At 68.9% G+C, this 22,966-nt stretch carries 23 protein-coding genes and 3 pseudogenes; 16 read left to right on the forward strand and 10 right to left on the reverse strand.

Annotation, left to right across the window (positions count from 1 at the left end; translation table 11 throughout):
- Nucleotides 1-279 precede the first annotated feature (279 nt).
- Both FNH09_RS48630 and FNH09_RS49525 read right to left on the reverse strand, forming a co-directional pair.
- Nucleotides 280-429, reverse strand: a pseudogene (locus FNH09_RS48630) (nucleoside hydrolase); the annotation flags it as partial.
- A gap of 146 nt (nt 430-575) precedes the next feature.
- Nucleotides 576-707 (reverse strand): hypothetical protein, encoded by a 132-nt coding sequence (locus FNH09_RS49525; RefSeq protein WP_274390243.1) that lies wholly within the window; start codon nt 705-707, stop codon nt 576-578.
- On the opposite strand from FNH09_RS49525, the gene FNH09_RS47680 reads away from it, so the two are divergent.
- On the forward strand, nt 708-914 hold the full coding sequence (locus FNH09_RS47680; protein ID WP_202919709.1) for an RICIN domain-containing protein: 207 nt from the start codon (nt 708-710) through the stop codon (nt 912-914). It abuts the gene before it with no gap.
- Nucleotides 915-1,136: 222 nt separating this feature from the next.
- Here FNH09_RS47680 and FNH09_RS19505 read toward each other — a convergent pair whose 3' ends face one another.
- Entirely contained in the window at nt 1,137-1,493 is a 357-nt protein-coding gene (locus FNH09_RS19505) for a lipocalin-like domain-containing protein (protein WP_162468814.1), read from the reverse strand.
- Between the two features lie 553 nt (nt 1,494-2,046).
- Here FNH09_RS19505 and FNH09_RS19510 point away from each other — a divergent pair.
- The 3 genes from FNH09_RS19510 to FNH09_RS46725 all read left to right on the forward strand — a co-directional run bounded on the left by FNH09_RS19510 (nt 2,047) and on the right by FNH09_RS46725 (nt 3,899).
- Entirely contained in the window at nt 2,047-2,646 is a 600-nt protein-coding gene (locus FNH09_RS19510) for a hypothetical protein (protein WP_162468815.1), read from the forward strand.
- A 279-nt stretch (nt 2,647-2,925) separates the two neighbouring features.
- On the forward strand, nt 2,926-3,381 hold the full coding sequence (locus FNH09_RS19515) for a MarR family winged helix-turn-helix transcriptional regulator (RefSeq protein ID WP_152889709.1): 456 nt from the start codon (nt 2,926-2,928) through the stop codon (nt 3,379-3,381).
- A complete protein-coding gene (locus FNH09_RS46725) occupies nt 3,381-3,899 on the forward strand; it encodes a hypothetical protein (RefSeq protein WP_156110824.1) in 519 nt (172 codons plus the stop codon). Before FNH09_RS19515 ends, FNH09_RS46725 begins: the two co-directional genes overlap by 1 nt.
- A 233-nt stretch (nt 3,900-4,132) precedes the next feature.
- Here FNH09_RS46725 and FNH09_RS19525 read toward each other — a convergent pair whose 3' ends face one another.
- Complete coding sequence (locus tag FNH09_RS19525; RefSeq protein ID WP_162468816.1) at nt 4,133-4,330, reverse strand: hypothetical protein; 198 nt, start codon at nt 4,328-4,330, stop codon at nt 4,133-4,135.
- A gap of 1,164 nt (nt 4,331-5,494) precedes the next feature.
- Complete coding sequence (locus FNH09_RS19530; RefSeq protein WP_152889712.1) at nt 5,495-6,475, reverse strand: D-cysteine desulfhydrase family protein; 981 nt, start codon at nt 6,473-6,475, stop codon at nt 5,495-5,497.
- A gap of 729 nt (nt 6,476-7,204) precedes the next feature.
- Here FNH09_RS19530 and FNH09_RS19535 point away from each other — a divergent pair.
- The 3 genes and pseudogenes from FNH09_RS19535 to FNH09_RS19545 form a co-directional block, all read left to right on the forward strand.
- Nucleotides 7,205-7,375, forward strand: a pseudogene (locus FNH09_RS19535) (alpha/beta hydrolase); the annotation flags it as partial.
- A 433-nt stretch (nt 7,376-7,808) separates the two neighbouring features.
- Entirely contained in the window at nt 7,809-8,372 is a 564-nt protein-coding gene (locus tag FNH09_RS19540; RefSeq protein ID WP_162468821.1) for an ABATE domain-containing protein, read from the forward strand.
- 696 nt (nt 8,373-9,068) lie between these two features.
- Complete coding sequence (locus tag FNH09_RS19545) at nt 9,069-9,524, forward strand: MarR family winged helix-turn-helix transcriptional regulator (RefSeq protein ID WP_152889714.1); 456 nt, start codon at nt 9,069-9,071, stop codon at nt 9,522-9,524.
- Between the two features lie 159 nt (nt 9,525-9,683).
- On the opposite strand, the gene FNH09_RS19550 is transcribed toward FNH09_RS19545, so the two are convergent.
- A complete protein-coding gene (locus FNH09_RS19550) occupies nt 9,684-10,838 on the reverse strand; it encodes a glycosyltransferase (RefSeq protein ID WP_152889717.1) in 1,155 nt (384 codons plus the stop codon).
- Between the two features lie 390 nt (nt 10,839-11,228).
- Nucleotides 11,229-11,789, reverse strand: a complete 561-nt coding sequence (locus FNH09_RS19555) for an NAD(P)H-dependent oxidoreductase (RefSeq protein WP_162468817.1) — start codon at nt 11,787-11,789, stop codon at nt 11,229-11,231.
- A 363-nt stretch (nt 11,790-12,152) separates the two neighbouring features.
- Between FNH09_RS19555 and FNH09_RS19560 the strand changes: the two genes are divergently transcribed.
- From FNH09_RS19560 to FNH09_RS19575, 4 genes are all read left to right on the forward strand, one after another.
- Nucleotides 12,153-12,620, forward strand: coding sequence for a MarR family winged helix-turn-helix transcriptional regulator (locus tag FNH09_RS19560; RefSeq protein ID WP_152889720.1), 468 nt, complete (start codon nt 12,153-12,155; stop codon nt 12,618-12,620).
- Between the two features lie 600 nt (nt 12,621-13,220).
- Nucleotides 13,221-14,576, forward strand: a complete 1,356-nt coding sequence (locus FNH09_RS19565; protein ID WP_152889722.1) for an MFS transporter — start codon at nt 13,221-13,223, stop codon at nt 14,574-14,576.
- Between the two features lie 50 nt (nt 14,577-14,626).
- Nucleotides 14,627-15,223 carry a TetR/AcrR family transcriptional regulator gene (locus tag FNH09_RS19570; protein ID WP_152889725.1) on the forward strand — a complete coding sequence of 199 codons (597 nt, stop codon included), beginning with the start codon at nt 14,627-14,629 and terminating at the stop codon, nt 15,221-15,223.
- A 9-nt stretch (nt 15,224-15,232) separates the two neighbouring features.
- Nucleotides 15,233-15,418 (forward strand): hypothetical protein, encoded by a 186-nt coding sequence (locus FNH09_RS19575; RefSeq protein WP_152889728.1) that lies wholly within the window; start codon nt 15,233-15,235, stop codon nt 15,416-15,418.
- Nucleotides 15,419-15,532: 114 nt separating this feature from the next.
- On the opposite strand, the gene FNH09_RS19580 is transcribed toward FNH09_RS19575, so the two are convergent.
- Nucleotides 15,533-15,991, reverse strand: a complete 459-nt coding sequence (locus tag FNH09_RS19580; protein ID WP_152889731.1) for a hypothetical protein — start codon at nt 15,989-15,991, stop codon at nt 15,533-15,535.
- 210 nt (nt 15,992-16,201) lie between these two features.
- On the opposite strand from FNH09_RS19580, the pseudogene FNH09_RS19585 reads away from it, so the two are divergent.
- The 4 genes and pseudogenes from FNH09_RS19585 to FNH09_RS19600 all read left to right on the forward strand — a co-directional run.
- Nucleotides 16,202-16,954, forward strand: a pseudogene (locus FNH09_RS19585) (FAD-dependent oxidoreductase); the annotation flags it as partial.
- Nucleotides 16,955-17,170: 216 nt separating this feature from the next.
- The gene (locus FNH09_RS19590; RefSeq protein ID WP_152889733.1) at nt 17,171-18,220 is read left to right on the forward strand and encodes an LLM class flavin-dependent oxidoreductase; all 1,050 of its coding nucleotides are present in this window, start codon (nt 17,171-17,173) and stop codon (nt 18,218-18,220) included.
- Nucleotides 18,213-19,244 carry an LLM class flavin-dependent oxidoreductase gene (locus tag FNH09_RS19595; RefSeq protein ID WP_152889736.1) on the forward strand — a complete coding sequence of 344 codons (1,032 nt, stop codon included), beginning with the start codon at nt 18,213-18,215 and terminating at the stop codon, nt 19,242-19,244. Before FNH09_RS19590 ends, FNH09_RS19595 begins: the two co-directional genes overlap by 8 nt.
- A 19-nt stretch (nt 19,245-19,263) precedes the next feature.
- Entirely contained in the window at nt 19,264-19,977 is a 714-nt protein-coding gene (locus tag FNH09_RS19600; RefSeq protein ID WP_152889738.1) for an NADPH-dependent F420 reductase, read from the forward strand.
- A gap of 223 nt (nt 19,978-20,200) precedes the next feature.
- On the opposite strand, the gene FNH09_RS19605 is transcribed toward FNH09_RS19600, so the two are convergent.
- Nucleotides 20,201-20,587 carry a nuclear transport factor 2 family protein gene (locus FNH09_RS19605; RefSeq protein WP_152889741.1) on the reverse strand — a complete coding sequence of 129 codons (387 nt, stop codon included), beginning with the start codon at nt 20,585-20,587 and terminating at the stop codon, nt 20,201-20,203.
- A gap of 74 nt (nt 20,588-20,661) precedes the next feature.
- On the opposite strand from FNH09_RS19605, the gene FNH09_RS19610 reads away from it, so the two are divergent.
- On the forward strand, nt 20,662-21,309 hold the full coding sequence (locus tag FNH09_RS19610) for a TetR/AcrR family transcriptional regulator (RefSeq protein WP_152889743.1): 648 nt from the start codon (nt 20,662-20,664) through the stop codon (nt 21,307-21,309).
- A gap of 649 nt (nt 21,310-21,958) precedes the next feature.
- On the opposite strand, the gene FNH09_RS19615 is transcribed toward FNH09_RS19610, so the two are convergent.
- Complete coding sequence (locus tag FNH09_RS19615) at nt 21,959-22,606, reverse strand: carbonic anhydrase (RefSeq protein WP_238426811.1); 648 nt, start codon at nt 22,604-22,606, stop codon at nt 21,959-21,961.
- Nucleotides 22,607-22,966: the final 360 nt, after the last annotated feature.

Genomic DNA, 22,966 nt, shown 5'->3' on the forward strand with positions numbered 1-22,966 from the left:
CCCCGCCGGACAACCGAAGGCACTCCGGCAGGACAGCGCATCAGCCCCCGCCCCGAACCACCTCGGACAGGCCGAGCCTCGGAACGAGGCCCGACCACCACGGGGCACCTTTGCTCTCGCCGAGAGGACGGCGGGCAAGCCCGAGCAAGCCATTATCCCCGCGACCGGAAAGGCGCCATCCTGACGCGCATACCCCTTCCCCGGCGCGAAACGAGCCCGGCAGGGCGTGCGCCAGCACCGTGGACTTCTCGACACTCCCCCACACCAGCCCCGCGGACTGCGCGCCCCCTCGTGCACCTCGGATTCGCCGCTGCGAGTGCGACGATCGACGACGGTCCGACCTCTGGTGGGTCCGGAGCTCAGCGAGACCTCCACAGGCAGACGCCGGGTGCTCAGCCCCTGTGGGTCGGCGACCGCGCAGACTGCGCCGGGTGCCGAACAGGCGAAGCAGTCCGGAGCCCACACGGGCAGGCGGAACGGCTTGACCAGCGGCGAGCGCGGGAAAGTTGCCACACTCCGACGGGAGAACCGCAGGCTGCGAGAGGACGTGGAGGTCCTCAAGCGGGCCACGGCTTTCATCGCTGCATCGACAGCGTGGGGGCCAGGGCGGTAGCGGGCGCTCCCCTCGTGATCTGGAACTGCTCGCAGGCCACCATCTCGTAGCACTGGGTCTTCGCGGCGGACGGCTCCATGCACGGACTCGGCATGTGCGTACAACTCGCCGACGGCTCGACGGAACAGACCTGGAACTGGCGCACTGCAACGACGGCCCCGCGCAGCAATGCACGCTGGACAAGCGGCACCACCTGGCAAGCAGCCTTGCGGACAAGCGCGCCGATGTACGGGACGAGGGCACGTCGAACGGCACCCGGCTCCAGCTGTGGTCCTGCACCGGAACCGACAATCAGAAGTAATCGACGTCCTGAGCGACGAAAATCGCGCCCAGGGTCCATGCCTGACACGCGGTTCCGGTCCCGGCCGGCACCGTGGCCGTGCCGCGCGGTCCGGCCGTCCCTGCGGCACGAGAGGCGACCGGCGCGCCACGGACTCGGAGTCGACATGGCGGCAGCGGACCTGGTCCGGAGAACTGCCCGTCACCTGCCCGGCCGGGAGTCGCGCGCCGGTTCATAGCCGGGTCAGTGCGGCTCGGCGCGTTCCCAGGTCAGCACGCCCGTGCGCGTTCTGCCGTGGACACCCATGGGCTCGGGTGGCTCCAGTTCGAGCATGGTCCCGTCCAGTCGCGCCACCCTGGTCCGGCCGTCGCCCATCCAGTTCGGGTACTGGCACAAGGCGACCTCGTGTACGACGCTCTTGCCGTCCGGTACCCGGAAGGTGCCGATGCAGGCCAGGTAGTGGCGAGCCGCTTCGGTCAGCTCCTGCTCACCTCCCGAACGGATACGGCGGCCGGCCGCGTGGAAGATCCGGTTGGCGATGGCGGGCGCCAGACCGACCCGGCCGATCTCGCCGACGCCCTTGGACGGTGGGGCTGGCACGGTCCCATGAGCCGACGAACTCGACCTGCACCGCGGAGTCTGCCCCAGCCGACACGGAGAAGCAGTGCGGGATCGGCCGGGTCAAAGGCCCTCGGAGCACGCATCGCGGTCCCGGTCCGAGGCCGTCTGCCGACCGGCCCTTGGCACCGGCCGCCCCGGCTTCCCGAATATCCGACCCCAATATCCGACCCCCTCGATCGCCCTTTTCCGGGGACGAACCCCTATTCGGCGGCCGCGCGCCGCCCGCACATACCTCCCGGTGAGCGCCCGCACTGCTCGGATCGGCCACCACATGGTCTTGCAACCGTCCGTCCGCGCGACGTATCCGTCCCGGAACGAAGGCGCACACCACGGACCGTATCCACTCCCGGCTCCTCACACTTCCTGCCGCGGGAAAGAGAACCGAGACTGGAACATGGCTCCCGAGCACGTGGGAGCACCTCGCCGATCGGCGTCGTCACATGCTCAGGCTGCTGTCCAGCAGGAGCCACGCGCCTCACACATAGGTCTGGGTAGCATGCGCAGCGTCATCGATGAGAAGGAGTGAACGGTTGTGACCAGCCAATCAACCACCTCGCTCCGATCGCGGTACGTCGAACAAGCCGTGTCGGATCTTGAGGTAAATCGCCGTCGACAACATGAACTGACCGAGAAGATGAAGGTGTTGAAGCAGGAGGAAGCACTCCTGGTCGACATCCTGACCCTCGCCGAACGCTACGAAGGCTTGTCGGACGCGTCACCGCTGCCCGAGCGGGCGCAGAGCGGACCCGCACTCGGGCACGGAACACAAGCACGTGAAAACACGTCTCCTGTGTCGACCGGAACATCACGCCGGACGCCCTCGCGGGCAACCCGACGCACGAGCACGACACAGTCCGGCGCCAAGGGGAAGTCGCGCCGACCCCTGCTCGGAGATGTCCTGATGGATCTGCTCGGGGCCCACACGAAACCTCGTCTGGCGAAGGAGCTGCGGGACGAGATCCTGGAGAAGCACCCGGACCGGGCGCCGACACCTCAGGTCGTGCGGAACACCATCGAGTCTCTGGTCGCCAAGGGCCGCGTTCAGCGTCACAAGCAGCAGCGATCGGTGAGGTACACCCTCGTCCAGCCCGCGGAGCCAGACACCTCCAGCACGGCGGAGGAAGCCGACTGACCGGACATGGTCGATCTTTGTGCGCGACGAAGAGGTGCCCCCGTCGGGCGGGCCGGGCGAAGCACGTCGGATTCGGGCGACCGCACACGCCGTAGGACTGTCTTGGTTTGCAACGCAATTACAAGTCGGCGTATCGCCTATTCGCGGCTGTCGCACGGCTCGATCTCGTCCCGATCGTCGGCGACTGCTCCCAACCGTCATTTTCGTGTTCCGGGAGCGACCCGGAGAGCAGCGAACAGGCCTCGTCCGTATCCGTGTTGAGCCATTTACACTGTGGTCATGGCAGACGTGACGCGTATCAAGCCTCTGAATCGTGACGAGGAGGCCTTCCTACGGGCACTCGGCAGAGTGATGACCCTCCTGCCACGCCTGATCGACGCGGACATGCTCGACGAGCATCCGATTTCCGGCACCGAGTACATGGTTTTGATGCATCTCTCCGAGGTGCCGCGCAACCGGATGCGGATGAGCGAACTTGCCAACCTGTGCGGGCTCTCATCGAGCGGGATGACCCGAGTTGTCAACCGGCTCGAGTCACAGTCGCTGGTCCTGCGAGAGAAGGCGCTCGACGACAGACGTGCGTGGCTCGCCGTCCTGACGGACGCCGGCCTGACGCAGCTGGAGCAGGCTTGGCCCACCAACCTCGCGAGCATGCGGCGCCACGTCTTTTCGCGCCTGAACGGCTGTGACGTCGGCGCAGCCGTGGAAGTGCTGGAGCGCATAGCGCCACAGTGATGTCCTGCGGCGGCGCCTTCGTCGTCACCTCTGCCGCCGCCTCGGCCGCTCGTCCGCTGGCCCGCTGGCCCGCTGGCCCGCCAGGCAAGCATGCGTATCCCGGCTACCGGCTCGCCGGAAGGGCTCCCGAGCTGACCAAGCATCGTGACGTCGTCACGCACTGCGTCGTGCCGGATCACCTTGCCGTCCCGCAGGTCGAGCACATGGACCTGCTCGAAGTCGATCTCCCGTCCGGTGGGCGGCACGACCTGGTCCACGGCGCCGTCCTTGAACAGCACGAACGCGCCGCTGTGTGCATCACTTCCGCGGCCAGGGCCCGGATCCCCGGTTTCGAGCACTCCGAAGAGCCCGGCGGCGGGATCCTTGACGGTCATTCCCATGATGCAGACGCTCCATCCGGAGACGTACTGCGGCAGCCGGGGGCAGTGCGGCGGCCGTCCTCCCGTGATACAGGCGCCACGGGCCGGGTCACGCACAGCCCCCAGGGTGCGATCGTCATCACGTCGATCGCGCCCTGAAGGAACACGGATGACGGTCGCACTCTCCTACAGATCGAGGTAATTGACGGGGCAAGTTTACATGTGCAGGCAAACAGCACATCCGACTAGCCGGTACACGGTCCGCGTCACATCCGCAATTTTGATGCATCGAGGGAGTCGTTGAGCATCATGTACCTACTACTTTGCCGGATTGCCAGGCACAGCTCCGCGTGACCGGTCTCGCCAATGGTCACGCACCTGCACTCGGGGGCTCATAGCCCCAAGTCGAGCGCGAGGCACGAGAAGTGGTTCCACGAGCCTTCGGGGTTGTAGGCGTTGGCGGCCCCGCCATTCGGTCCGGCCGTCTCTTCCTCGATCATCTGGTGAAACTGGATGCGCTCGGGCAGCTTGCCGAATCGCGCATGCCGTACCGCCGCCGCTGCCGCGTCCGACTCAGGGTGAGTGTCCACGGTGACTTCCTTCCGCCGTAGCGAACCGGCCCGTCCGGCGCCGGCAGCCCCACATTGCATCACCTGCGCGTCACCAGTCAAGGAGGTTACGGAAATGTGCGGATCACACATCTCCGAGTGAGGTGGGCCTCGACGCCTCGCTCAGAGGATCCACATCACCACCGGACAGGGCGCGACACCCCTCATCACCTGTGCTCACGCGAGCAGGACCAAGTCGTCACAGAAGACATGGCTCCTTTCAGGCCCTTGTGCGTGTGAAGAGTGAGCGTCTCAGTTACACACCGTCTCAAGGCACATGTCTCAAGCCCGCATATCTGCAGAGACGACGCAACCCCAGGCTTTGGCGTCGAGCCGGCCGCACGGCCGTGCCGGTACGGCCGCTGCCCGCACTGCGGCACCGTCGGACCAGCCCGCCCAGGAGAGGACGCACCCCTCTCTCTCCTGGCTCGGTCGGCAACCGCGCAGCTCACCGACGTGAGCTGCGCCGGGGCGACAACAGCGGACATGACGTCCGTCCAGGGCACAGTGCCCACCCAGGTCGGTACCTCGACCGGGACACCGACCTGGTCACTCTCACCGTCGGCGGCAACGACATCGGTTTCTCGACCGTCCTCGGGAATTCGCCTACGGTCTCGACCCGGATGCGTACTTCGTCCCTGCCCTCAGCGGGGTGGGCGGAGACCAACTTGCCCGCGCCGTCGACCGCGATGCGCTCACCGGTGATCAGGGGAATCCACCGATGGGCGGAGAGGGACTCGCAGGCACCGACTGCCGGTGCGGCTGCAAGGGGCGAGACCGTCGTCGCGGACGACGTCGTACGGGTGGAGCCCGCGAGGGCCAGGTAGGTTGACGGGGTGGTGGCGATCAGCCGCACGCTGTCAGAGCAGTCTTGAGATGCATTCATCCCCGGCGTGAACGCCGGGGCTTTCTGCAAGAGTCCCGGTAAAACAGGCTTGTCCGGTCGGCGAGTTCACGTCCGTGACATGCGGCACTCGGACGTACGGCAGACGTCGCGCGACACGAGAAGGGGGAACTACACCTCTGAGCAGGGATCGTCGGACGAAGTCGTCACGAACGGCGCTGCCGGAGACGATCGGGTGCGCATTTGGCGAACAGGCGTGTCCGTCCGGCCCGCCCGCCGAGCACACCGGCGCTCCTCAAAGATCAACTGGAGGGGAACGAGCCGAGCGCGGCCACGCTGCGCCGAACCGTCTGCGTGTGCCCGAAGAGCCCGGGAAGCCCGCCGGTGTGAAGGAACACGGTGCGCTGGTCCGGTCGGATCTCGCCGTCACGCACGGCCGCCATCAGGCCCGCCATGGCCCGCCCGCTGTAGATGGGATCCAGGACGATTCCCTCTGCTCGCGCAGTCGCGTTCAAAGCTTCCATGACGGGCTCGTGCAGCACTCCGTAGCCAGGGCCGACCTGGTCGAGGCGGACGCGCAGCGACGAGGCCGTGACGCTGCGGCCGGTGACCTCGGTGGCCAGCGCGGCGACCACCTCGGCCGGTTCCGCGACAGCCCCGCAGTCGACGCCGAGCACACGTTCTTCGCCGAGGGCGCCGATGAGCCCGGCCATGGTGCCGCCGGATCCGAGCGCCACGACCACGTGGTCCACTGCGGGCAGTTGCGAACGGATCTCATCGCCGCCTTCGACATACCCTCGCGCACCCAGGGGGCTCGATCCGCCGAAGGGAATCGCGTAGGGGCGCGCACCGCTCCTGCGCAGTTGCTCGCACACGTCCTCGGCGACAGCGCCCATGGCACTGGGGTCCGTCTCGCCGGACCAGTGGACGCTGGCCCCGAAAAGGCTGTCGAGCACGAGGTTTCCGGAGCCGGCCGCCGCGCTGTCGGGCGTCCCGGGGAACACCAGGACCACGTTCATCCCCAGGCGCGCGCCGGCGGCCGCGGTCAGACGAGCATGATTGCTCTGCGCCGCACCGGTCGTGACCAGCGTGTCCGCTCCAGCGGCGAGGGCGTGCCCCACCGTCCATTCGAGCTTCCGTACCTTGTTTCCCCCACCGCCGAGGCCGGTCAGATCGTCCCGCTTGACCCAGAGTTCACCACCGTTCAGGCCGAGCGCTGCCGCCAGGCGAGGCATGGGTTCCATCGGTGTGGGCCACGTAGAAAGGGAGGCCTTGGCGCTCATGAATTCTCCATCGAGGGTGCTCGTCCGCAATACGGCACAAGAGACACGGGAAGGGAGGGACGTGCTGGGCGACCGGCGCACCGCCCGAGTACCACAGGAACGTGTCTCCCTCGGGGAGGAACGTACCGGGCAACTGCGAGACGAGCACGGCCGTCACTCTACTTCCCGGCCCGGGGCGGCCGACGTACGTCAACACGACGATGGCTGCGAACGCACACCCCAACGTGCTGCTGCTCAGCGCACCGGCAAGATCCGAGCGCGGGATAACGAGTCGCCAACGCCTCCCCCGGACGGGGCATTTGTGACTACGGCGTGATCGATGGGCAAGTCCCGCATCCGGCGACGCGAGCGCTCCCGAGGTCGCATCCTTGACGAGGGCGACGGTCGCCGCGACCGCCGGGACGCTGAACAGCGAGCCGGCCGGGTTCGTCGGTCGGGACGCTGCGGACCACCGGTACGAGGACGGCACCTTCGCAAGGGTTCTCCCGGTGTCACGTCGGCCGGTCAGGCGATGAGGTGTTCGGCAACCTCCGCCGCGGACAGCATCGCGGCTGTCTGCTTGCTCAGGCGCTGTGCCCCGGCGGCGTGGCCGGGGTCGGACAGCACCTGCCCGACGACGGCGGTGACCTCTTCCGGGGCCGGCTCGTCCATCAGCAGGGCCAGTCCGGCTCGCGCGGCCTCCAGGCGGCGGGCTGGCGCTGCCGGCCTGGGGCGTCCGGCGTCACCGCACCGGGCAACGGGGCTTCCTACCGCGACCGCTTCACCGGCAAGTACGCCCACCGCACGCTCGTCGGCATCGGCCACAGCCTTCCGCAGGAGGCCCCCACCGCCTTGGCCCAGGCCGTCGTCGACGTCGACCACTTCGACGACCGAGCCGAAGCCGGACAACACGGCGCGTAGGGGCACCACTTACGAGGTCCGCCGCACTGTTTCGCAAGGCGATGCGCGCCCGTCCCCCCTGTACTCGTACTCCTTCGACCAGAACCGCGACCGGAGCCGGCTGTTGACCGGCCAGCGGGAGATCCTGGACCACCTGCGGGACGTGGCCCGGCGCCGTCGGCTCGTCGACCATGTACGGTTCGGCCGGGAGGTCACCGGCGCCTGGTGGATCGGAGCGGACACCCGCCGGGAGGTGACCACCTCGACCGGCGAGCGCAGTCCCCGGTGCCCGGTCTGTGTGGTGGGGCCACTGCACCGTCCCACCCAGCTCGACCTGCCACCGGTGTCGAGTCCTTCGGGCAGCGCCCGCCCACGAGCGGGACCGCCACCGGCGCCGGGCCGGGGATCCGCTCGGCGCCTTGCCATCTCGTACGTCACCGGCCAGAATGGTGATGTGAATCACGAGCATGCCTTCGTCTGCGGCAACGCGGCCCTCGACTTCGCCGCGACGCTGCGCGCACGGCGTACGGTGCGATTCGAGATGTTCGCGACTCCGGACCGGCTGGACGCTTGGTTCGTGGAGTGCGGACTCGTCGACGCCATCACGCCCAGCGACGAAGCCGGCGTCGAGCGAGCCAAGACCCTGCGGGAGGCGATCTACGAGCTCGTCATGGCCCGCTGCTGGGGGGAGGAGTACGACGACGAGGCGCTGGACGTCCTGAACGCCGCCGCACGCAGGCTCCCGGCGACACCGCAGCTCACGCGGACCGGGCGCTGGACCGAGGCGACCACGGACCAGGCGCTGTCCACCGTCGCCCGGCTCGCCGTCGACGTGCTCAGCGGTCCAGAGGTGCCGCTGTTGAAGGAGTGCGGCAACCCCGAGTGCACACGTGTCTACGTGGACCGCTCACGAGGCACACGGCGTCGGTGGTGCGGCATGGACTCCTGCGGCAACAAGTTCAAGGCCGCCGCCTATCGCGCCCGGAAGCAGAGCGCTCCCCAGACGGCCGCTTCCTGAGCGGAGCCACCGCCCGGGACTTCAAGAGCGGGCGGTGACCCGCCGCTCTCTCACGGGCGGCGGGACACCGGCGGACCTGTCGGAGTCACGGGCCGCCGCCTCCGACACTCCGACCAGTCCCCTCACATGACGTCAGCGGTGTCTGCTCGGACAGGTCAAGGAAGAACCCGTGCCGGAACGGTCCGAGCAACCGTCCCACGCCACCGCTTCTTCTCCTTCACCGAAAGGGTCGCGGTCCGCGTCCGCGCGCACGGCTCGCCTCACGGCCAAGGACTCGGCGAAGTCCGACGTGCAGGGGAAGTCGCGTCGGCCTCTGCTCGGAGACATGGTGTCGGCCCTGCCGGCCGACCACGCGGAACCGCATCGGACGCCCAGGGGCTTCGGCTTCCGTGACCCGCCCGGCCGATGTGCCACGTCCGGACAGGACGCCCGGACGGAGGACATTTCGGCTGGGCCCCTCCCGGTCCGGACGCTTCCCTCTCTGATACGTATTCACTCACCAAGACACCTATGCATGTTCTGGTCTCTCCCGCGGCGATGCGGTCGGCCGGAGGCGAACATGTGGCCGACCGGTCGCCCGGCTCCGGATATCTCCTCACGAATGAGCTCCGACCGTCGGCTCTTTCCGAGGTAGGGCCGAAGAAGGACCGTACGACCGTCGTTTTCGGCAGCGGGACGCCACTTACACTGTGCCGCATGGCAGACGTGAAGCATATCCAGCCCCTCAAGCCCGACGAGGAGGCCTTCCTGCGGGCGCTGGGCAGAGTGATGACGCTCTTGCCTCGAGTCGTGGACGCGGACATGCTGGAAGAGCATTCGATTTCCACTGTTGAGTACATGGTGCTGGTACACCTCTCCGAGGTCCCGTACAACCAGATGCGAATGAGTGAGCTCGCAAATATGTGTGGGATGTCGCTGAGCGGCATGACTCGCGTGGTCAACCGGCTCGAGTCCCAGTCACTGGTGCTGCGGGAGAAGGACCCCGACGACCGCCGGGCGTGGCTGGCCGTCCTCACCAGCGCCGGTTGGACCCAGCTGAAGCAGGCTTGGCCGACCAACCTCGCGAGTGTGCGGCGCCATATCTTCTCGCACCTGGAGGGCTGCGACATCGCCGCGGCCGCGAAGGTGCTGGAGCGCATAGCGCCCTGCTGACGCCGTGTGGTCCCCGCCTCGGGTCGCCGCAGGACGCGCTCCTGCGATCTTTTGCACGGGGACGCACTCGCGGGGCGCGCGCAGCCGTCGGGTCGGGTCACGGCTCCGGCGAAGCCGCGCCGACCGGACGACGTACCCCTGCGCCCGGCGCACCCGTCGTCACCCGTCGGCTGCCGTCACCGCCGTGACGAGCCACTCGGCGACCTGTACCGCCGTCGGCATCGCGGCCGCCTCCTCGCGGAGGCGCGACGCCGCAGCGGTGAACCGCGCGTCGGACAACAGGGCGCCGAGCCCGGCGGCGATCGTCGCGGGATCCCGCTCTCCGGCAGGCAGCACGATGGCCGCACCGGCCGCCGCCAGGCGCTCCGTCCACCGCAGCTGCGCGGGCGATTCGGGCACCACGACGGCGGGGACACCGCGTGCCGCGGCGGCGAAGGTGATGTCAGGACCTCCGTGGTGGAGCACCGCGGTGACGTCCTCCAGTGCTTCGGCGATCGCGGTGCCTGGCACGAGTCGTATCTCCTCCCCCTCCCCTTCGAGGACATCGACCCGTCTGCCCTTCGCGGCCACCAGCAGGTCGACGTCGAGCGCACTCAACGCCTTGAGCACGGGGCCGAGCTCCAGTGACGTCACCGCCTCGGCGCCGAAGCCGACCAGCACCTTCGGTCGGCCCGTGCCCGAAACTCGGCGCGCTCGTGGCTGTGGCACCGGTCCCCGGCAGGGATCCGCGCGCATGGCCATATGGTGAGGGGACGACGACGGCCCCTCCTCGTGCCGCAGGCTCGGCGGGGACAGGTGGAGCAGCCAGCGGCCGGACGGCGTCCGCGCGGGGGGCTGGAGTCCGCGGTCGAGGTAACGCGAACGCACCGTTGCCGTGAGCGCGTCGAGTTCCTCCGGCTCCGGCGCAGGACCGGTGACCGCCACGGCGCACGGCACCTCGTGTGCGCTCGCGACCAGTGGCCCGACCAGGTCACAGTGCTCGGAGACGATCAGATCGGGCGCCCACGGCCCGGCCCGGTCCACGGCCTCGTCCGCCATGAGGTCCACCCGTGCGCCGGCGAAGTACTCCGCCATGACGTCCGTCGCCGGGCTGAACAGGATGTCCACACCGATACGGCGAGCGACTTCGGCCGTCACCTCGTGAGTGGTGGGGCCGAAGAGCATCAGCTCGAAGCTGTCCGACTCCAGCCGGGGCGCCGCTTCCACGGCCGTTGCGAAGGCTACGGTGTGCCCGCTCTCGCGCAACGCTCGGGCGAGCGGCAGCAGGGGAGTGAGGCGTTCGGGGAGCGGGTTGCTGAAGAAGAGGATGCGCACGGCGGGGCTTTCCTGACTCGACGTCGCCAGAAGCCGCTCTGGCGGATTGCCGCCCATGACAGACGTCACGACATACCGCGCTGTATGCCGATGAGGCGGCGACATCTGAACGTACCCATTCTTTACTTGCTCCGTCAAACATCTTGTTTGGGTGAGCAAGAGCAGGGTCCATGCGGACCTTTCACGGAACTCGCCGTGGCGGTCGGTTGCGGCGCACCGGGGACGGCGGCCGGGCAGGGGCCCACCGGCGCGCCGGCGAGCACGTGCGACCGGTGGACTCCCGCGGCGCTGCCCGCCGTCGGCCGGAAGCCACCCGGTCGCGCCCGTGCGGCGGTTTCCCGCCACGGGCTTCGCGGCCCGCCGGGGGGGCGGGCCGTCGATGTGCGTTCGTTACGCGGCACGCAGCGGAGCGAGCGCCTTGCTCCAGGCCAGGACCTGGTCCAGGGTGGTGTTCAGGGCCTCGACCTGGAAGTCGCCGGGCTTGAACACGCTGAAGTTCTCGAAGTCATGGAACAGCGAGAGCGACACCTGCGAACGCACGTCCGCCATCTGCAGCTCACCCGCGATCAGGCGCAGGTGCTCGACGGCTCGGGCGCCGCCCAGGCCGCCGTAGCCGACGAACGCGACGGCCTTGTTGTTCCACTCCGCGTACAGGTAGTCGATGGCGTTCTTCAGGGCGCCGGACGTGGAGTGGTTGTACTCGGGCGTCACCATGACGAAGCCGTCGAACGAGGCGATCTTGCTCGCCCACTCCTGCGTGTGCGGCTGGGAGTACTGGCCGAGCGAGGGCGGGAGCACCTCGTCGAGGTGGGGGAGCTTGTAGTCGAGGAGGTCGACCAGCTCGAACTCCGCGTCGGTCCGCTTCGAGGCGACATCGTGCACCCAGCGGGCGACAGCCTCTCCGTTGCGGCCGGGGCGGGTGCTGCCGAGGATGATTCCGATCTTGGTCACGCTGAACCCTTCGTGGAAATGATCCCGTGTCCGTTCCGGGCATGGATATGACCCTGGAAACCGGATCGGGATATACTTGCTTCGGCAAGTAACTTAACACGAGAATTTGCTTCGTCAAGTAGTCACGAGAGTCGATCCACGGGCGGCAGGTCCCGCCTGCGCCTCGCACTCGGCCCGTCGGCCGGCCCACGAGGCTGCCGGGCACGTCCACCGAGGGGCGGAAGGGATCACCACCGATGGCCCGGCCGGGCCATCGCACAGGGAAAGGAACGCAGGGCTCGAACCAGAACTGCAGCAGAAGGGGGAGCCGGGCCGCTCGGTCGGCAGACGTGCTTCCCACCGCACACACGCGAGGTATGCCCCATGACACGCAAGCCCACCCTGCCCCCGGACGCGCTGCGACCGCTCACCGCCGACGAGGATGCCGTCGTCCGCGCCCTCCCCTCCGTCCTCTACGCCCTGCCGCGCGCCATCGACGCCCAGATGCAACGAGAGCAGCAGTTGTCGAACACGGAGTACCTGTCCCTGATGTACCTGTCGGAGGCCCCTGATCGACAGCTGCGCATGCACGAGCTCGCCAGTGCCATCGAGATGTCACTCAGCGGTACGACCCGCATCGTGAACCGGCTGGAGAGCGAGGGCTTCATCAAGCGACTGCGGTGCGAGCGGGACGGCCGCAGCTGGCACGCCTCGCTCACCGACGCCGGACTCGCCCGGCTGGAAGAGGCCTGGCCCACCAACCTGGACGCGATCCGCCGCCACTTCCTCGACCACCTCAAGGAACTGGACCTGAAGAAGCTCGCGGCCGCCTTGCGCAACGTCGCCACCTGAGCGCCGCACGCGGCTACGACCCACTCCCCCGGCGAACGGCCGTCGTGACGGCACGAGGCACGGGTGGCGCCTGCCCCGGCGGCGCCACCCGGGAGTCACATGTGGCCGTCCAGGCCGCAGCGAGCCGGCAACGCCCGCGGTTCCCTACCCCGGCCCCGCGCCGTTCGAGCAGCTCCTGGGCGGCGCGTGAACCGGTTCGGCACCGGGCACGGGCGGCACCGGACGCGGGCGGCACCGGGCGCCCGCATGCCGCGTGGAGCCCGTGCGCTGCGCCCCGCCGGTACCAGCGATCGCCGCACCGGCCGTCGCGAGCCGACGGTCGAGCGGCGGGACGAGGTGCCAGAGTCCACGACCTGCACGGATCGGTCTGCTCGGTGTGGTCGCAGCGACCGACGGCGCGGCCGATCCGTCCGACCCCGAAATTCACGCGCGAGCAGCGCGCCGGCCGCGGACGACTCCCGCCGACACCCGTGATGCCCAGCGCGACGAACCACGCACGATGAGCTGGTGCGACCCACCTCACCTCATCCGGCCTCGCATCTATTAGACAGATCTGTCTAACATGAAGGCGTCCGTTTCGCCCTATCCGGAAAGTGACCCATGAGCCGCGCATCCACCACGCGTCAGCCCTCCTCTCCGGGCACCTCGGCCAGGCCGTCTCCCGCTCACGCGGCCCAACGGCACCGAACCCTGAACCTGGGGCCCAAGTCCTCCATCGCCCTGCTGGCATCGATCCTCATATCGCTGCTGGCGTCGTCGAGCGCACCGACCCCCCTCTACGCGATCTACCAGCAGCACTGGGGCTTCTCCCCCATCACCGTCACCATCGTCTTCGGCACGTACGCGGTGGCTGTGCTGGTCTCGCTCCTGATCTTCGGCAGGGTCTCCGACAAGGTGGGCAGACGCCCGGTGCTCCTGATGGCCCTGCTCGTACAGGTGGTGGCCATGGTCGTGTTCATCTCCGCAGGTGACGTGGGCACGCTGCTGGTCGGGCGTGTCCTGCAGGGAGTGAGCACCGGGGCGGCCGTCGGGGCGATCGGCGCCGGGATGCTCGACATCGACGCGCGCAAGGGCAGCCTGCTGAACTCCTTCGCACCCACGATGGGAACCGCGAGTGGCGCCATCGCCTCCGGACTGATCGTGCAGTACCTGCCGGCCCCCACCCATCTCATCTATGCCGTACTTCTCGGCGTCTTCGTCGTGCAGGCGCTGGCCGTGCTCGCCCTCAACGAGACGGTGACCCGCAAGCCGGGCGCGCTGTCCAGCTTGGTCCCCGAGTTCAAGCTGCCCAGGTCGGCCCGCGCGTCGGTGGCGATCGCCACGCCCGTGATCTTCGCGGTGTGGGCGCTGGCCGGTCTGTACGGCGCCCTGGGACCTGCCATCACCCGGACCCTGGTGCGCTCCGACTCCGTGGTGTGGGGCGGACTGCCCCTGTTCGTCATCTCGAGCTGCGCCGGCCTGGCCGTCCTGCTGGTGCGCAGCGCCGGAACGCGGACCATGATGCTGATCAGCATCGGCACACTGGTCGTCGGCGTGACGATCACTCTGGTGTCCATCGGCTCGGGCTCCGGCGGTACGGCCTCCGTGATCGGTTTCTTCGTGGGCGGCGCGATCTCCGGCGTCGGCTTCGGCAGCGGCTTCCAGGGCGGCATCAGGCTGGTCATCCCGCAGGTGCAGCCGCAGGAGCGGGCCGGAGTCCTCTCCCTCCTGTACGTCGTGTGCTACGTGGGCCTGGGTGTACCGGCCGTGATCGCCGGCGCTCTGATCGTGCACGGTGGCGGACTGATCCAGACGTCCAGGGAGTACGGCATCGCCGTCATCGTGCTGGCTCTCGCGGCCCTGGCCGGGCTGCTGCTCAGCGGCCGCCGAGTGGAATCGGCGCAGCGAGTGTCGGTGATCCGCTCGCAGGACTTCATCACCGAGGAAGCGCCTGTGGCCCAGGTCTCAAAGGTGTGACGGAGCTCTCCGGAGTTAGAATGAACAGGTCTGTCTGCGAGGGAATGACCATGGCGACCAAGACCACGACCAAGGCGTCGGCACGTGAGCGGCTGCTCGAAGCGGCCAACGAGCTCTTCTACGGTGAAGGCGTGCAGACCGTCGGTATCGACCGTGTCATCGAACACGCCGGAGTCGCCAAGGCGTCCCTCTACAACACCTTCGGAAGCAAGGAAGGCCTCGTCTGCGCGTACCTCGACCTGCGGTACGTACGTATGAAGGACCGGATCACCCGGACCCTGACGCGCTATCGCACGCCGCGTGAGCAGCTGCTCGGCGTCTTCGACGCGCTGGGCGAGGCGATCACCGACCCCGAGTACAACGGCTGTGCGTTCGTGCGGGCCACCGCCGAGACGGCCGAGGACAGCTCGATCCGCCAGGTCGCCGACAATTACCGTCTCTGGATGCGTGGCCTGTTCACGGAATTGGCCACGGCGTCCGGATTCGCTGCCCCGGATACGCTGGCCCGTCAGCTCCACCTGCTGTACGACGGCGCGGGGCAGTCGGCCCGGATGGACCGTGATCCGTCCGCCGCCACGACCGCTCGCGCCGCGGCGGCCATCCTGCTCGACGCGGCGGCACGAGCGGACAGTACGACGGCTTCGTAGGCGCTCGCGGTGTCTCAGAGCTCCGAACGGCTGACGATCACGGCCGGCGCCGTCCTGGAACTCACTCCGTACTTGCCCCTCGCCGATTTCAGCAGTGCCCCGGCCGTGCTCGGCGACCCTCGACAGCTCGCCCGCTATCTGATGGTTCGTCATGTCTTGGTGGGGCAGTCACACCGGTCCACGCTCACGGAGTAAGAGCCGGTTACCGCATCCACGGCGGCCGCAGCGTGCCGCACGAGCACACCGCTCGGCGCCCTCCGGAGCCCGCGCCTCCTCACGTGGGCGCGGCAGCCGCGCCCACGCCCAGTCTCAGGCCGGCGTCGCCGACTCGGTGTCGTCGCGGGCTTCGGCACGGATCGCCTGGCACTCCTCGGGGGCGGCCCGTGCGACAGCGGCATCCAGTCCGCCCAGTCCCCGCGCGAAGGCCTTTACGACGCGTTCGGCCCGCGTCCGCGGTCCGACGGCCGTCGGCACAGCGACCCGCGCAGACGCGATCCTCGTCGCCCAGATCCACGTCTCTCTCGCCGTGATCAGACGCATGCAGTCCTTGGTGAGGGCGAGCGCCTGACCGGGGTCGGCCGCGAGCCGCGGTTCGGACGCATCGCCGCCCAGCTCGAGGACGAGAGCCCGGCCGGATTCCTCACCGAGTTCGAGCAGGGCGGTCATCCGGTTCATCTGGAGGCTCAACAGTTCGTGCGTCAGCAGACGGTGCCGGGTGGCGCCCGCGTAGGCCAGAGGTTCGGGCGTGGGGGCAGCACGTCCGCCCACTCGGGGAAGAGCGGCCGCGACGTGCCTGCCGGTGCCGACAGTTCGAGGCCCGCCACGACGGTGTGGCTGGGGCCGGCCTGCCGTACGGCATCGGCGATCGGGCTCGGGGTCGATGCCTGACGGAACGGGACAGCCGGCCCCGGTGTGCGGAGGCCGGAACCCCCTTGAACGACAGGAGCAGTGACGCACGAGTCCGTCCATGCCTACGACATGGTCGTCATGGGCGCGCGCCCGGTCGGCGAGAACGTCGCCGAGCGGGCCCGCTCCGCAGGCTCAGCACCGTGATCGTGGAGCGCGAACTGCTGGGCGGCGAATGCTCGTTCTGGTCCTGCGCACCCAGCAAAGCGCCGCTTCGGCCGGTGCTGACCCGCGCCGACGCGCGACGCGTCCCGGGCCTGGCCTGGCCTGGCCGCTGCCGCGCGAAACCCGCTGGATGTCGACGCGGTCCTCGCGCACCGCGATCGGATGGCCGCCCACTGAAAGGACGAGGACCAGGTCGACTGGCTCGACCCGGTCTCCGTCGACCTGGTACGCGGTCACGGCCACGGCCGGCTCACCCGCCCGCGGCACATCTCGGTGCGGACCCCGGACCGAGGCACCGTCCGGCTGACCGCACAGCAAGCCGTCGCGCTGCGTACCGGCACGGACACGGCCCTGCCCGGCATACCCGGCCTCGACACCGTACGGCCGTGGACCAACCGCGAGGCCATCGGCGCCGACCACGTACCGGGTCGGCGCGCCGTGGTGGGCGCGGGTGTGGTCGCAGTCGAGCCGGCCACCGCCTGGCAGGCGCTCGGCTCCCAGGTGACCCCGCCGGTCCGCGGCGACGGACTGCCGACCCGGATGGAACCGTTCGTCGGCGAGCTGGTCGCCGACGAACCGCGCGCAGCGGGCGTCGACATCCGGACGAGGTCCGCGATCACCTCCGTGAAGCGGGCGGGCAGCCCGGACGACGAGGTGCGCCCCGCAACGGTCGGGTCATGAAGCGGCCCGCCACCCACTCGCGAGGATCGGGTAGACGGGCGGACGGACGGACCCGGCCCGACAGCGGGACACGCCCTCGGCATCGAGCACTTCATTCATTTAATTGACACGTCAAGCATGTATGGAGATACTTGCTTAGTCAATCAATAACTTCCGAGTGGCCTGCGGCCCGCGGGATCACCGGTGGAGGAGACCATGACGCCCCTGACCTTCGAAATAGGCCTCAACTCGTTCGGGGAGGTCGCCACGGACGGTGGCCGCGTGCTGAGCGACGCCGAGACCGTCCGCCTCCTCGTCGAGGAGGCGGCCCTCGCCGAATCCTCCGGGCTGGACGTCTTCAGCCTCGGCGAGCACTACCGACCGGGCCACGTCGACAGTGCCGCCGCCGTGCTGCTCTCCGCCATCGCCACCGCCACCGACCGCATCCGTCTCGGCACCTCGGTGACCGTCCTGAGCACCAATGACCCTGTGCGGCTGTACCACGACTTCTCGACCCTGGACGCCGTGTCGGACGGCCGGGCCCAGCTCGTCCTCGGCCGGGCATCGGCCACGGAGTCCTTCCCCCTGTTCGGCTACGACCTCGCTGACTACGAGCAGCTGTTCGAGGAGAAGCTCGACCTTTTCATGCGCCTGCAACGGGAGGAGACGGTGACGTGGTCCGGCGCGTTCCGGGCACCGCTCGCCGGACAGCTGCTGCGCCCCCGGATGGGCGACGGCGGAATCCCCACCTGGATCGGGGTGGGCGGCAGCCCGCACTCCGTGATCCGTGCCGCCGGGTACGGGCTGCCCATGATGATGGCGATCATCGGCGGACGCCCGCAGCGGTTCGCGGGCCACGTCACGCTCTACCGCGAGGCGCTGAAGCAGGCCGGGCACAAGGCGCGACCGATCGGCCAGCACTCCCTGGGCCTCGTCGCCGACACCGACGAGGAAGCGGTCGAGACCTGGTGGGAGTACTGGCAGCCGGTCGTGTCCCAGGCCGCCGAGGAGCGGGGCTTCTACAAGCCGACCCGCGAACGGTACGAGGCGGAGATCGACCACGGCGCGCTGTTCGTCGGCTCCCCGGAAACCGTCGCCCAGAAGATCGCCCGGACGGCCCGTGACCTGCAACTGAGCCGCTTCGACCTCAAATACGACATCATGCACCTGCCTCGCCGGGCCCGGGCCCGCACGATCGAGCTGCTGGGCCGCGAGGTCGCCCCGCGGGTCAGGGAACTGCTCGCCAAGGAGTCCCTCCATGGATGACATCGTTTTCGGCCTGGACACGTTCGGGGACATCCCCCAGGACGACGCCGGCGTCCCGGTCTCCCACGCGAGGGCGATACGCCAGGTCGTCGACGAGGCCGTCCTCATGGACGACATCGGCGTCGACGTCATCGCACTGGGCGAGCACCACCGCCCCGAGTACTCGGTGTCGTCCCCGGAGACCGTGCTCGCCGGCATCGCCACGCGCACCGAGCGCATCCGCCTGTCCTCCGGTGTGACCGTGCTCAGCTCCGACGACCCCGTGCGGGTGTTCCAGCGCTTCGCGACGGTCGACGCCCTCTCCGGCGGGCGGGCCGAGGTCATCCTCGGCCGTGGCTCCTTCACCGAGTCCTTCCCCCTGTTCGGCTACGACCTCGCCGACTACGAGGAGCTGTTCGAGGAGAAGCTCGAGTTGTTCGTGAAGCTGCTGGAGGAGAAGCCCGTCACCTGGTCGGGCACGATGCGGGCCCCTCTGGAGAACACCGAGGTCTTCCCGACCACCGAGTCGGGACGCCTGACCACCTGGGTCGGCGTCGGCGGATCACCGCAGTCGGTCATCCGCACCGCCCGGCACGGCCTCCCGCTCATGCTCGCCGTCATCGGCGGCTCCTTCGAACGCTTCCTGCCCTACACGGACCTCTACCGGCGCGCGGCAGACAAGTTCGGCACCACGGCGCATCCGGTGGGCATGCACTCCCCCGGATTCGTCGCCGACACCGACGAAGAGGCTCGTGAGGTGTTCTGGCCGGGCTACCGGCTCATGCGTGACCGCATCGGCGCGCTGCGGGGCTGGGCGCCGGTGCGCCGGGAGGAGTTCGAAGCCGAGATCGAGCACGGCTCCTTGTACATCGGCTCGCCCGAGACGGTGGCGCGCAGGATCGCCGAGGCGGTCGGCGGGCTCGGCGTCGGCAGGTTCGACCTCCTGTACACCGCGGGTCCCCAGCCGGTCAGCGCCCGCCTGCGCGCGGTCGAGCTCTACGGCACGAAGGTGATCCCCATGGTCCGCGACATCCTCGCCGGCTGACGTCGCGAAAGGCAACGCAATGCATGTACAGAACATCCGCACCCTGGGCATCCTGGGCGCCGGAAAAGTAGGCACCGTACTGGCACGACTGGCGCTGTCGGCGGGCTTTCGCGTCCTGATCGCCGGATCGGGGGCGCCCGAGAACATCGCGCTCACCGTCGAGGTCCTCGCACCTGGTGCGACCCCGGTCACCGCCGCCGAGGCGGCGGCTTCGGCCGACATCGCGATCCTGGCGCTCCCCCTGGGCAAGTACCGCAGCATCCCGGTCGCCGCGCTGCACGGCAAACTGGTCGTCGACGCGATGAACTACTGGTGGGAGGTCGACGGGATACGCGACGACCTGACCGACCCACGCACCTCCACCAGCGAGATCCTCCAGGCGTTCCTGCCGCGCTCCCGCGTGGTCAAGGCCTTCAACCACATGGGCTACCACGACCTCGAGGAGGAGGCCCGTCCGGCCGGCACGCCCGGCCGCAAGGCGATCGCCGTCGCCGGGAACACTCCCGCCGACCGGGCCACGACCGCACACCTCGTCGACGCCCTCGGCTTCGACCCCGTCATCGTCGGCCAGCTCGCCGAAGGCGTACGCCTCGAACCAGGCACCGAACCCTTCGGGGCCGACGTCAGCGCCGCCGAGCTGCGGGCCATGATCGACCGCTTCCCCGCGTCGGAGCGCGGACGGGTGGTCGGCCGGGCCCGCGCCGCCGCGAGTCCGCCCACCGCCGCGGCGTAGGAGCCCTTGCCGAGGCTTCTTCGAGATCCGGGTACGCCGGACCGCACCGGGCGTGCGTGTGTGGCCCCGCCGCGGGGGCGGGGCCACACACGCGTCGTGGCTGCGGGCGACACCTTCGCGACGCGTGGACGCGAGCGCGTACGCCTACTCGGGACCGGATGCGAGAGGCCCTGTTCTCACGCCCAGACAGCCGCAATGTCACCCGATCGAGGCCAGTGTCTTGTCAGAACATGCCGTTCTGGTTCCGCGCCTCATCGGGGACCTGTTGCATGACATCCCAGTGCTCGGCAATCCGGCCCTCCTCCAGCCGGAAGATGTCGACAATCGCCGTTTCAGGGCCGCCCGGCACCCGGACGCCGTGGACGTGGGCGATCACGTGGTCACCCTCGGCGAAGATCCGCTTCACCTCGGCGCGGAGGTGGGGGAAGTCTGCCTTGAGGGTTTCGACGAACTCCCGGAAGCCCTCCAGGCCGTCGGCGATCCGGGGGTTGTGCTGCACATAGTGGTGATCAAGCAGCTTCGAGGCCGCGTCGTGGTCCTTGTCGTTGATTGCAGCCTGGTAGAAGGCCAGGACGGTCTGCTTGTTCTCTTCAAGTCGCACGTTCGGCATAGCTCCCCCTCGTAAGTGAACAGCTGTAGCGCTACGACTGTAGGGCAACAGTCGTGCAGATACAATCGATCACCATGGATGCCAAGTCACCGAGCAAGCGACAGTCACGCGGGCGCAATCCCCGGGGCCAGGGCGAACGCCTCCGCGAGGAGATCGTCGCCGCCACTCTCCGCATGCTCAACGACCTAGGCGACGACCAGGCGCTGTCCCTCCGGGCCGTCGCCCGGGAGACCAACGTCGCCGCAACGTCGGTGTACCTCCACTTTCCCGACCGCGACGCGCTCGTCCTGGCCGCGCTGGAGCGCTGCCACCAGAACCTGATGCTCGCCGTGCAGCAAGCTGAGCTCACCGAGGAGGGTCCGGTCGCCCAACTGCGCGGCCGGACCCTCGTACTCGGGGCGTGGGCACATGACCACCCGGGGCTCTACAAGGTGCTGCACGAAAGCACCCTCAACCAGCACGCGGACATGCGCTTCAAGGAAGAGCTCGGGCGCACGACCACGGCCGCGGTCCAAAGATGCATGGACGCCGGCCTGGCCCCCACGGACGACGCCTCCAGAGTGGCCCTCGACCTGCGCGCCGCCGTGCACGGCGCGGTCTCCATGCGGGTCAACCAGCCCGACCAGCCCTGGCCCCCACTGGAAGACCAGATCGACCGCTTCCTCTGCAAACTCGTAGGCGTATCACCGGCCCCAACGCCCACAGAAACAACTGGCGAGTAGTCACGTGCCCCCAGATCTGCGGAATTCGAGCTTCGAAACCCCGGGCCGATCAGGAGCCTGCCTTGATACGCGCACCAGCCGGAGACCACCCAACCGGTCCGCCTCGTTCGAACCGATGCCCACCGTGATCGGTACGACAACGGCTTCTCACGCTCCCGGCGTCCCGAGCGCAGATACGCCGATGACGCTTGGGACGCCGCTCAGATGCAGCACCAGTTCAGCAACCGGCAGCCATCCCTGACGCCTGTCCGGTGGCCCGGATGACCTCACACGGCGTGGCTACCGGACAGGCGCAAGTCCTACGCGGTGCCTGCGTTGTGCTCTGCACTCGCCATGACGGCAGGTCGCAACGGGGATCCTGCGGACTCTCTCGCCCTGCCTCACGGGCGGCCGACTCATCAAGGAACAAACCCATGCCACAAGCCTCGAAGGCGGTCGAGGTTCCGCACGCCGACGGCGAGTGGGACCTGAGCACGACCATCACGACGTCTCCGACGCCGATCACCGAGATGTGCGACACCGACGACGGAGAGGCCGCGGCCGTCGTCGCAGTCGAATCTGCCTGTGACGCCGACTGTCAGCCGATTCGGGGCGCCCCGGGGAGCTGTTCGGCCGCCCGTCACCGACCTCGTACCGCCCCTTGACCCGGTCAGGAGGGCGCGCCGGCCAGAACTTCCACCTTGCCGGTGTCGAGCGAGTAGAAGGCGCCGACCACGGCAAGGGCGCCCTTGCTCACCAGCGGGGCGAGGTCATCGTTGGAGCGCAGATCGGCCGCGGTCAACGTGACCTGGGCACGGGCCATGGTCTCGACCGGGTCGGCGCCGCCTTCCCGGGCCGCCTGCTCGTAAGCCGGTTGCAGGGCCTTGACGATCGCCTGCAGGTTGCCGGGCAGCGGTTTGCCGTCACGAATGGATGCGTACGCCGCCTTGACGGCGCCGCAGCGCTGATGCCCGAGGACCACGATGAGGGGCGTACCGCTCGTCATCGGCCCGTACTCGACAGAACCAGTGACCACCGGTCCGACCGCCTCCCCGCCCGTGCGCATCACGTAAAGGTCACCCAGGCCGGTGTCGAAGAGGAGTTCAGGCGGCACCCGGGAGTCGATACACGAGAGGATCGACCCGAAAGGCTCCTGCTCCTGGGCCACGAACTGACGCCGGTTCGGATCCCGGTCGGGGTGTTGAAGGTCTCCGCTCACCCAACGCTCATTGCCTTCCATCAACCTCGCGAACGCCGCGGCGGGCGTGGTGGGCCGTGCTTCCGGCGAAGCGCTGGCCACCGAGGAGGCGACCCCCATCGATGAGCACCCCGTGAGCGCGACCACGCCGCCCACAACGCCGCCGACAAGCAGCGTTCTACGATCCGGACGCCCGGCTCTGTCCATCGGTCGCTTCCCCTCGATACCGCCCAGACACGTCCCTGTGTTCTGACCAGGCCAATTGTTCATCCGGTGTGGGTGTCCCGGCTGGAGGCGCAAGCGGGCAAGCGCTGCATTGCCGCAGACGGCCCACAGAGCAGGCCCAGGCAGCGGCACGAACCCCTGAAGCCGAGACCGCAGCGTGAGCGAGGACCGGTGGCCAGGGGACGGCGGGTCAACAGGTGCCGCCGGGGCGCCCGAGACCCAGGGTTTCGACGGGCGTCTTACCGCCAATCAGGT

The sequence above is a fragment of the Streptomyces adustus genome, from assembly GCF_009377175.1.
In the GTDB taxonomy this organism is placed as follows: domain Bacteria; phylum Actinomycetota; class Actinomycetes; order Streptomycetales; family Streptomycetaceae; genus Streptomyces; species Streptomyces adustus.

Bases quoted from the DNA above. Each gene is read 5' to 3' on its own strand.
- FNH09_RS49525 (WP_274390243.1), bottom strand. From the start codon at position 707: ATGCCGAGTCCGTGCATGGAGCCGTCCGCCGCGAAGACCCAGTGCTAC.
- FNH09_RS19515 (WP_152889709.1), top strand. From the start codon at position 2,926: ATGGCAGACGTGACGCGTATCAAGCCTCTGAATCGTGACGAGGAGGCC.
- FNH09_RS46725 (WP_156110824.1), top strand. From the start codon at position 3,381: ATGTCCTGCGGCGGCGCCTTCGTCGTCACCTCTGCCGCCGCCTCGGCC.
- FNH09_RS19530 (WP_152889712.1), bottom strand. From the start codon at position 6,475: ATGAGCGCCAAGGCCTCCCTTTCTACGTGGCCCACACCGATGGAACCC.
- FNH09_RS19545 (WP_152889714.1), top strand. From the start codon at position 9,069: ATGGCAGACGTGAAGCATATCCAGCCCCTCAAGCCCGACGAGGAGGCC.
- FNH09_RS19560 (WP_152889720.1), top strand. From the start codon at position 12,153: ATGACACGCAAGCCCACCCTGCCCCCGGACGCGCTGCGACCGCTCACC.
- FNH09_RS19565 (WP_152889722.1), top strand. From the start codon at position 13,221: ATGAGCCGCGCATCCACCACGCGTCAGCCCTCCTCTCCGGGCACCTCG.
- FNH09_RS19570 (WP_152889725.1), top strand. From the start codon at position 14,627: ATGGCGACCAAGACCACGACCAAGGCGTCGGCACGTGAGCGGCTGCTC.
- FNH09_RS19590 (WP_152889733.1), top strand. From the start codon at position 17,171: ATGACGCCCCTGACCTTCGAAATAGGCCTCAACTCGTTCGGGGAGGTC.
- FNH09_RS19595 (WP_152889736.1), top strand. From the start codon at position 18,213: ATGGATGACATCGTTTTCGGCCTGGACACGTTCGGGGACATCCCCCAG.
- FNH09_RS19600 (WP_152889738.1), top strand. From the start codon at position 19,264: ATGCATGTACAGAACATCCGCACCCTGGGCATCCTGGGCGCCGGAAAA.
- FNH09_RS19605 (WP_152889741.1), bottom strand. From the start codon at position 20,587: ATGCCGAACGTGCGACTTGAAGAGAACAAGCAGACCGTCCTGGCCTTC.
- FNH09_RS19610 (WP_152889743.1), top strand. From the start codon at position 20,662: ATGGATGCCAAGTCACCGAGCAAGCGACAGTCACGCGGGCGCAATCCC.
- FNH09_RS19615 (WP_238426811.1), bottom strand. From the start codon at position 22,606: ATGGGGGTCGCCTCCTCGGTGGCCAGCGCTTCGCCGGAAGCACGGCCC.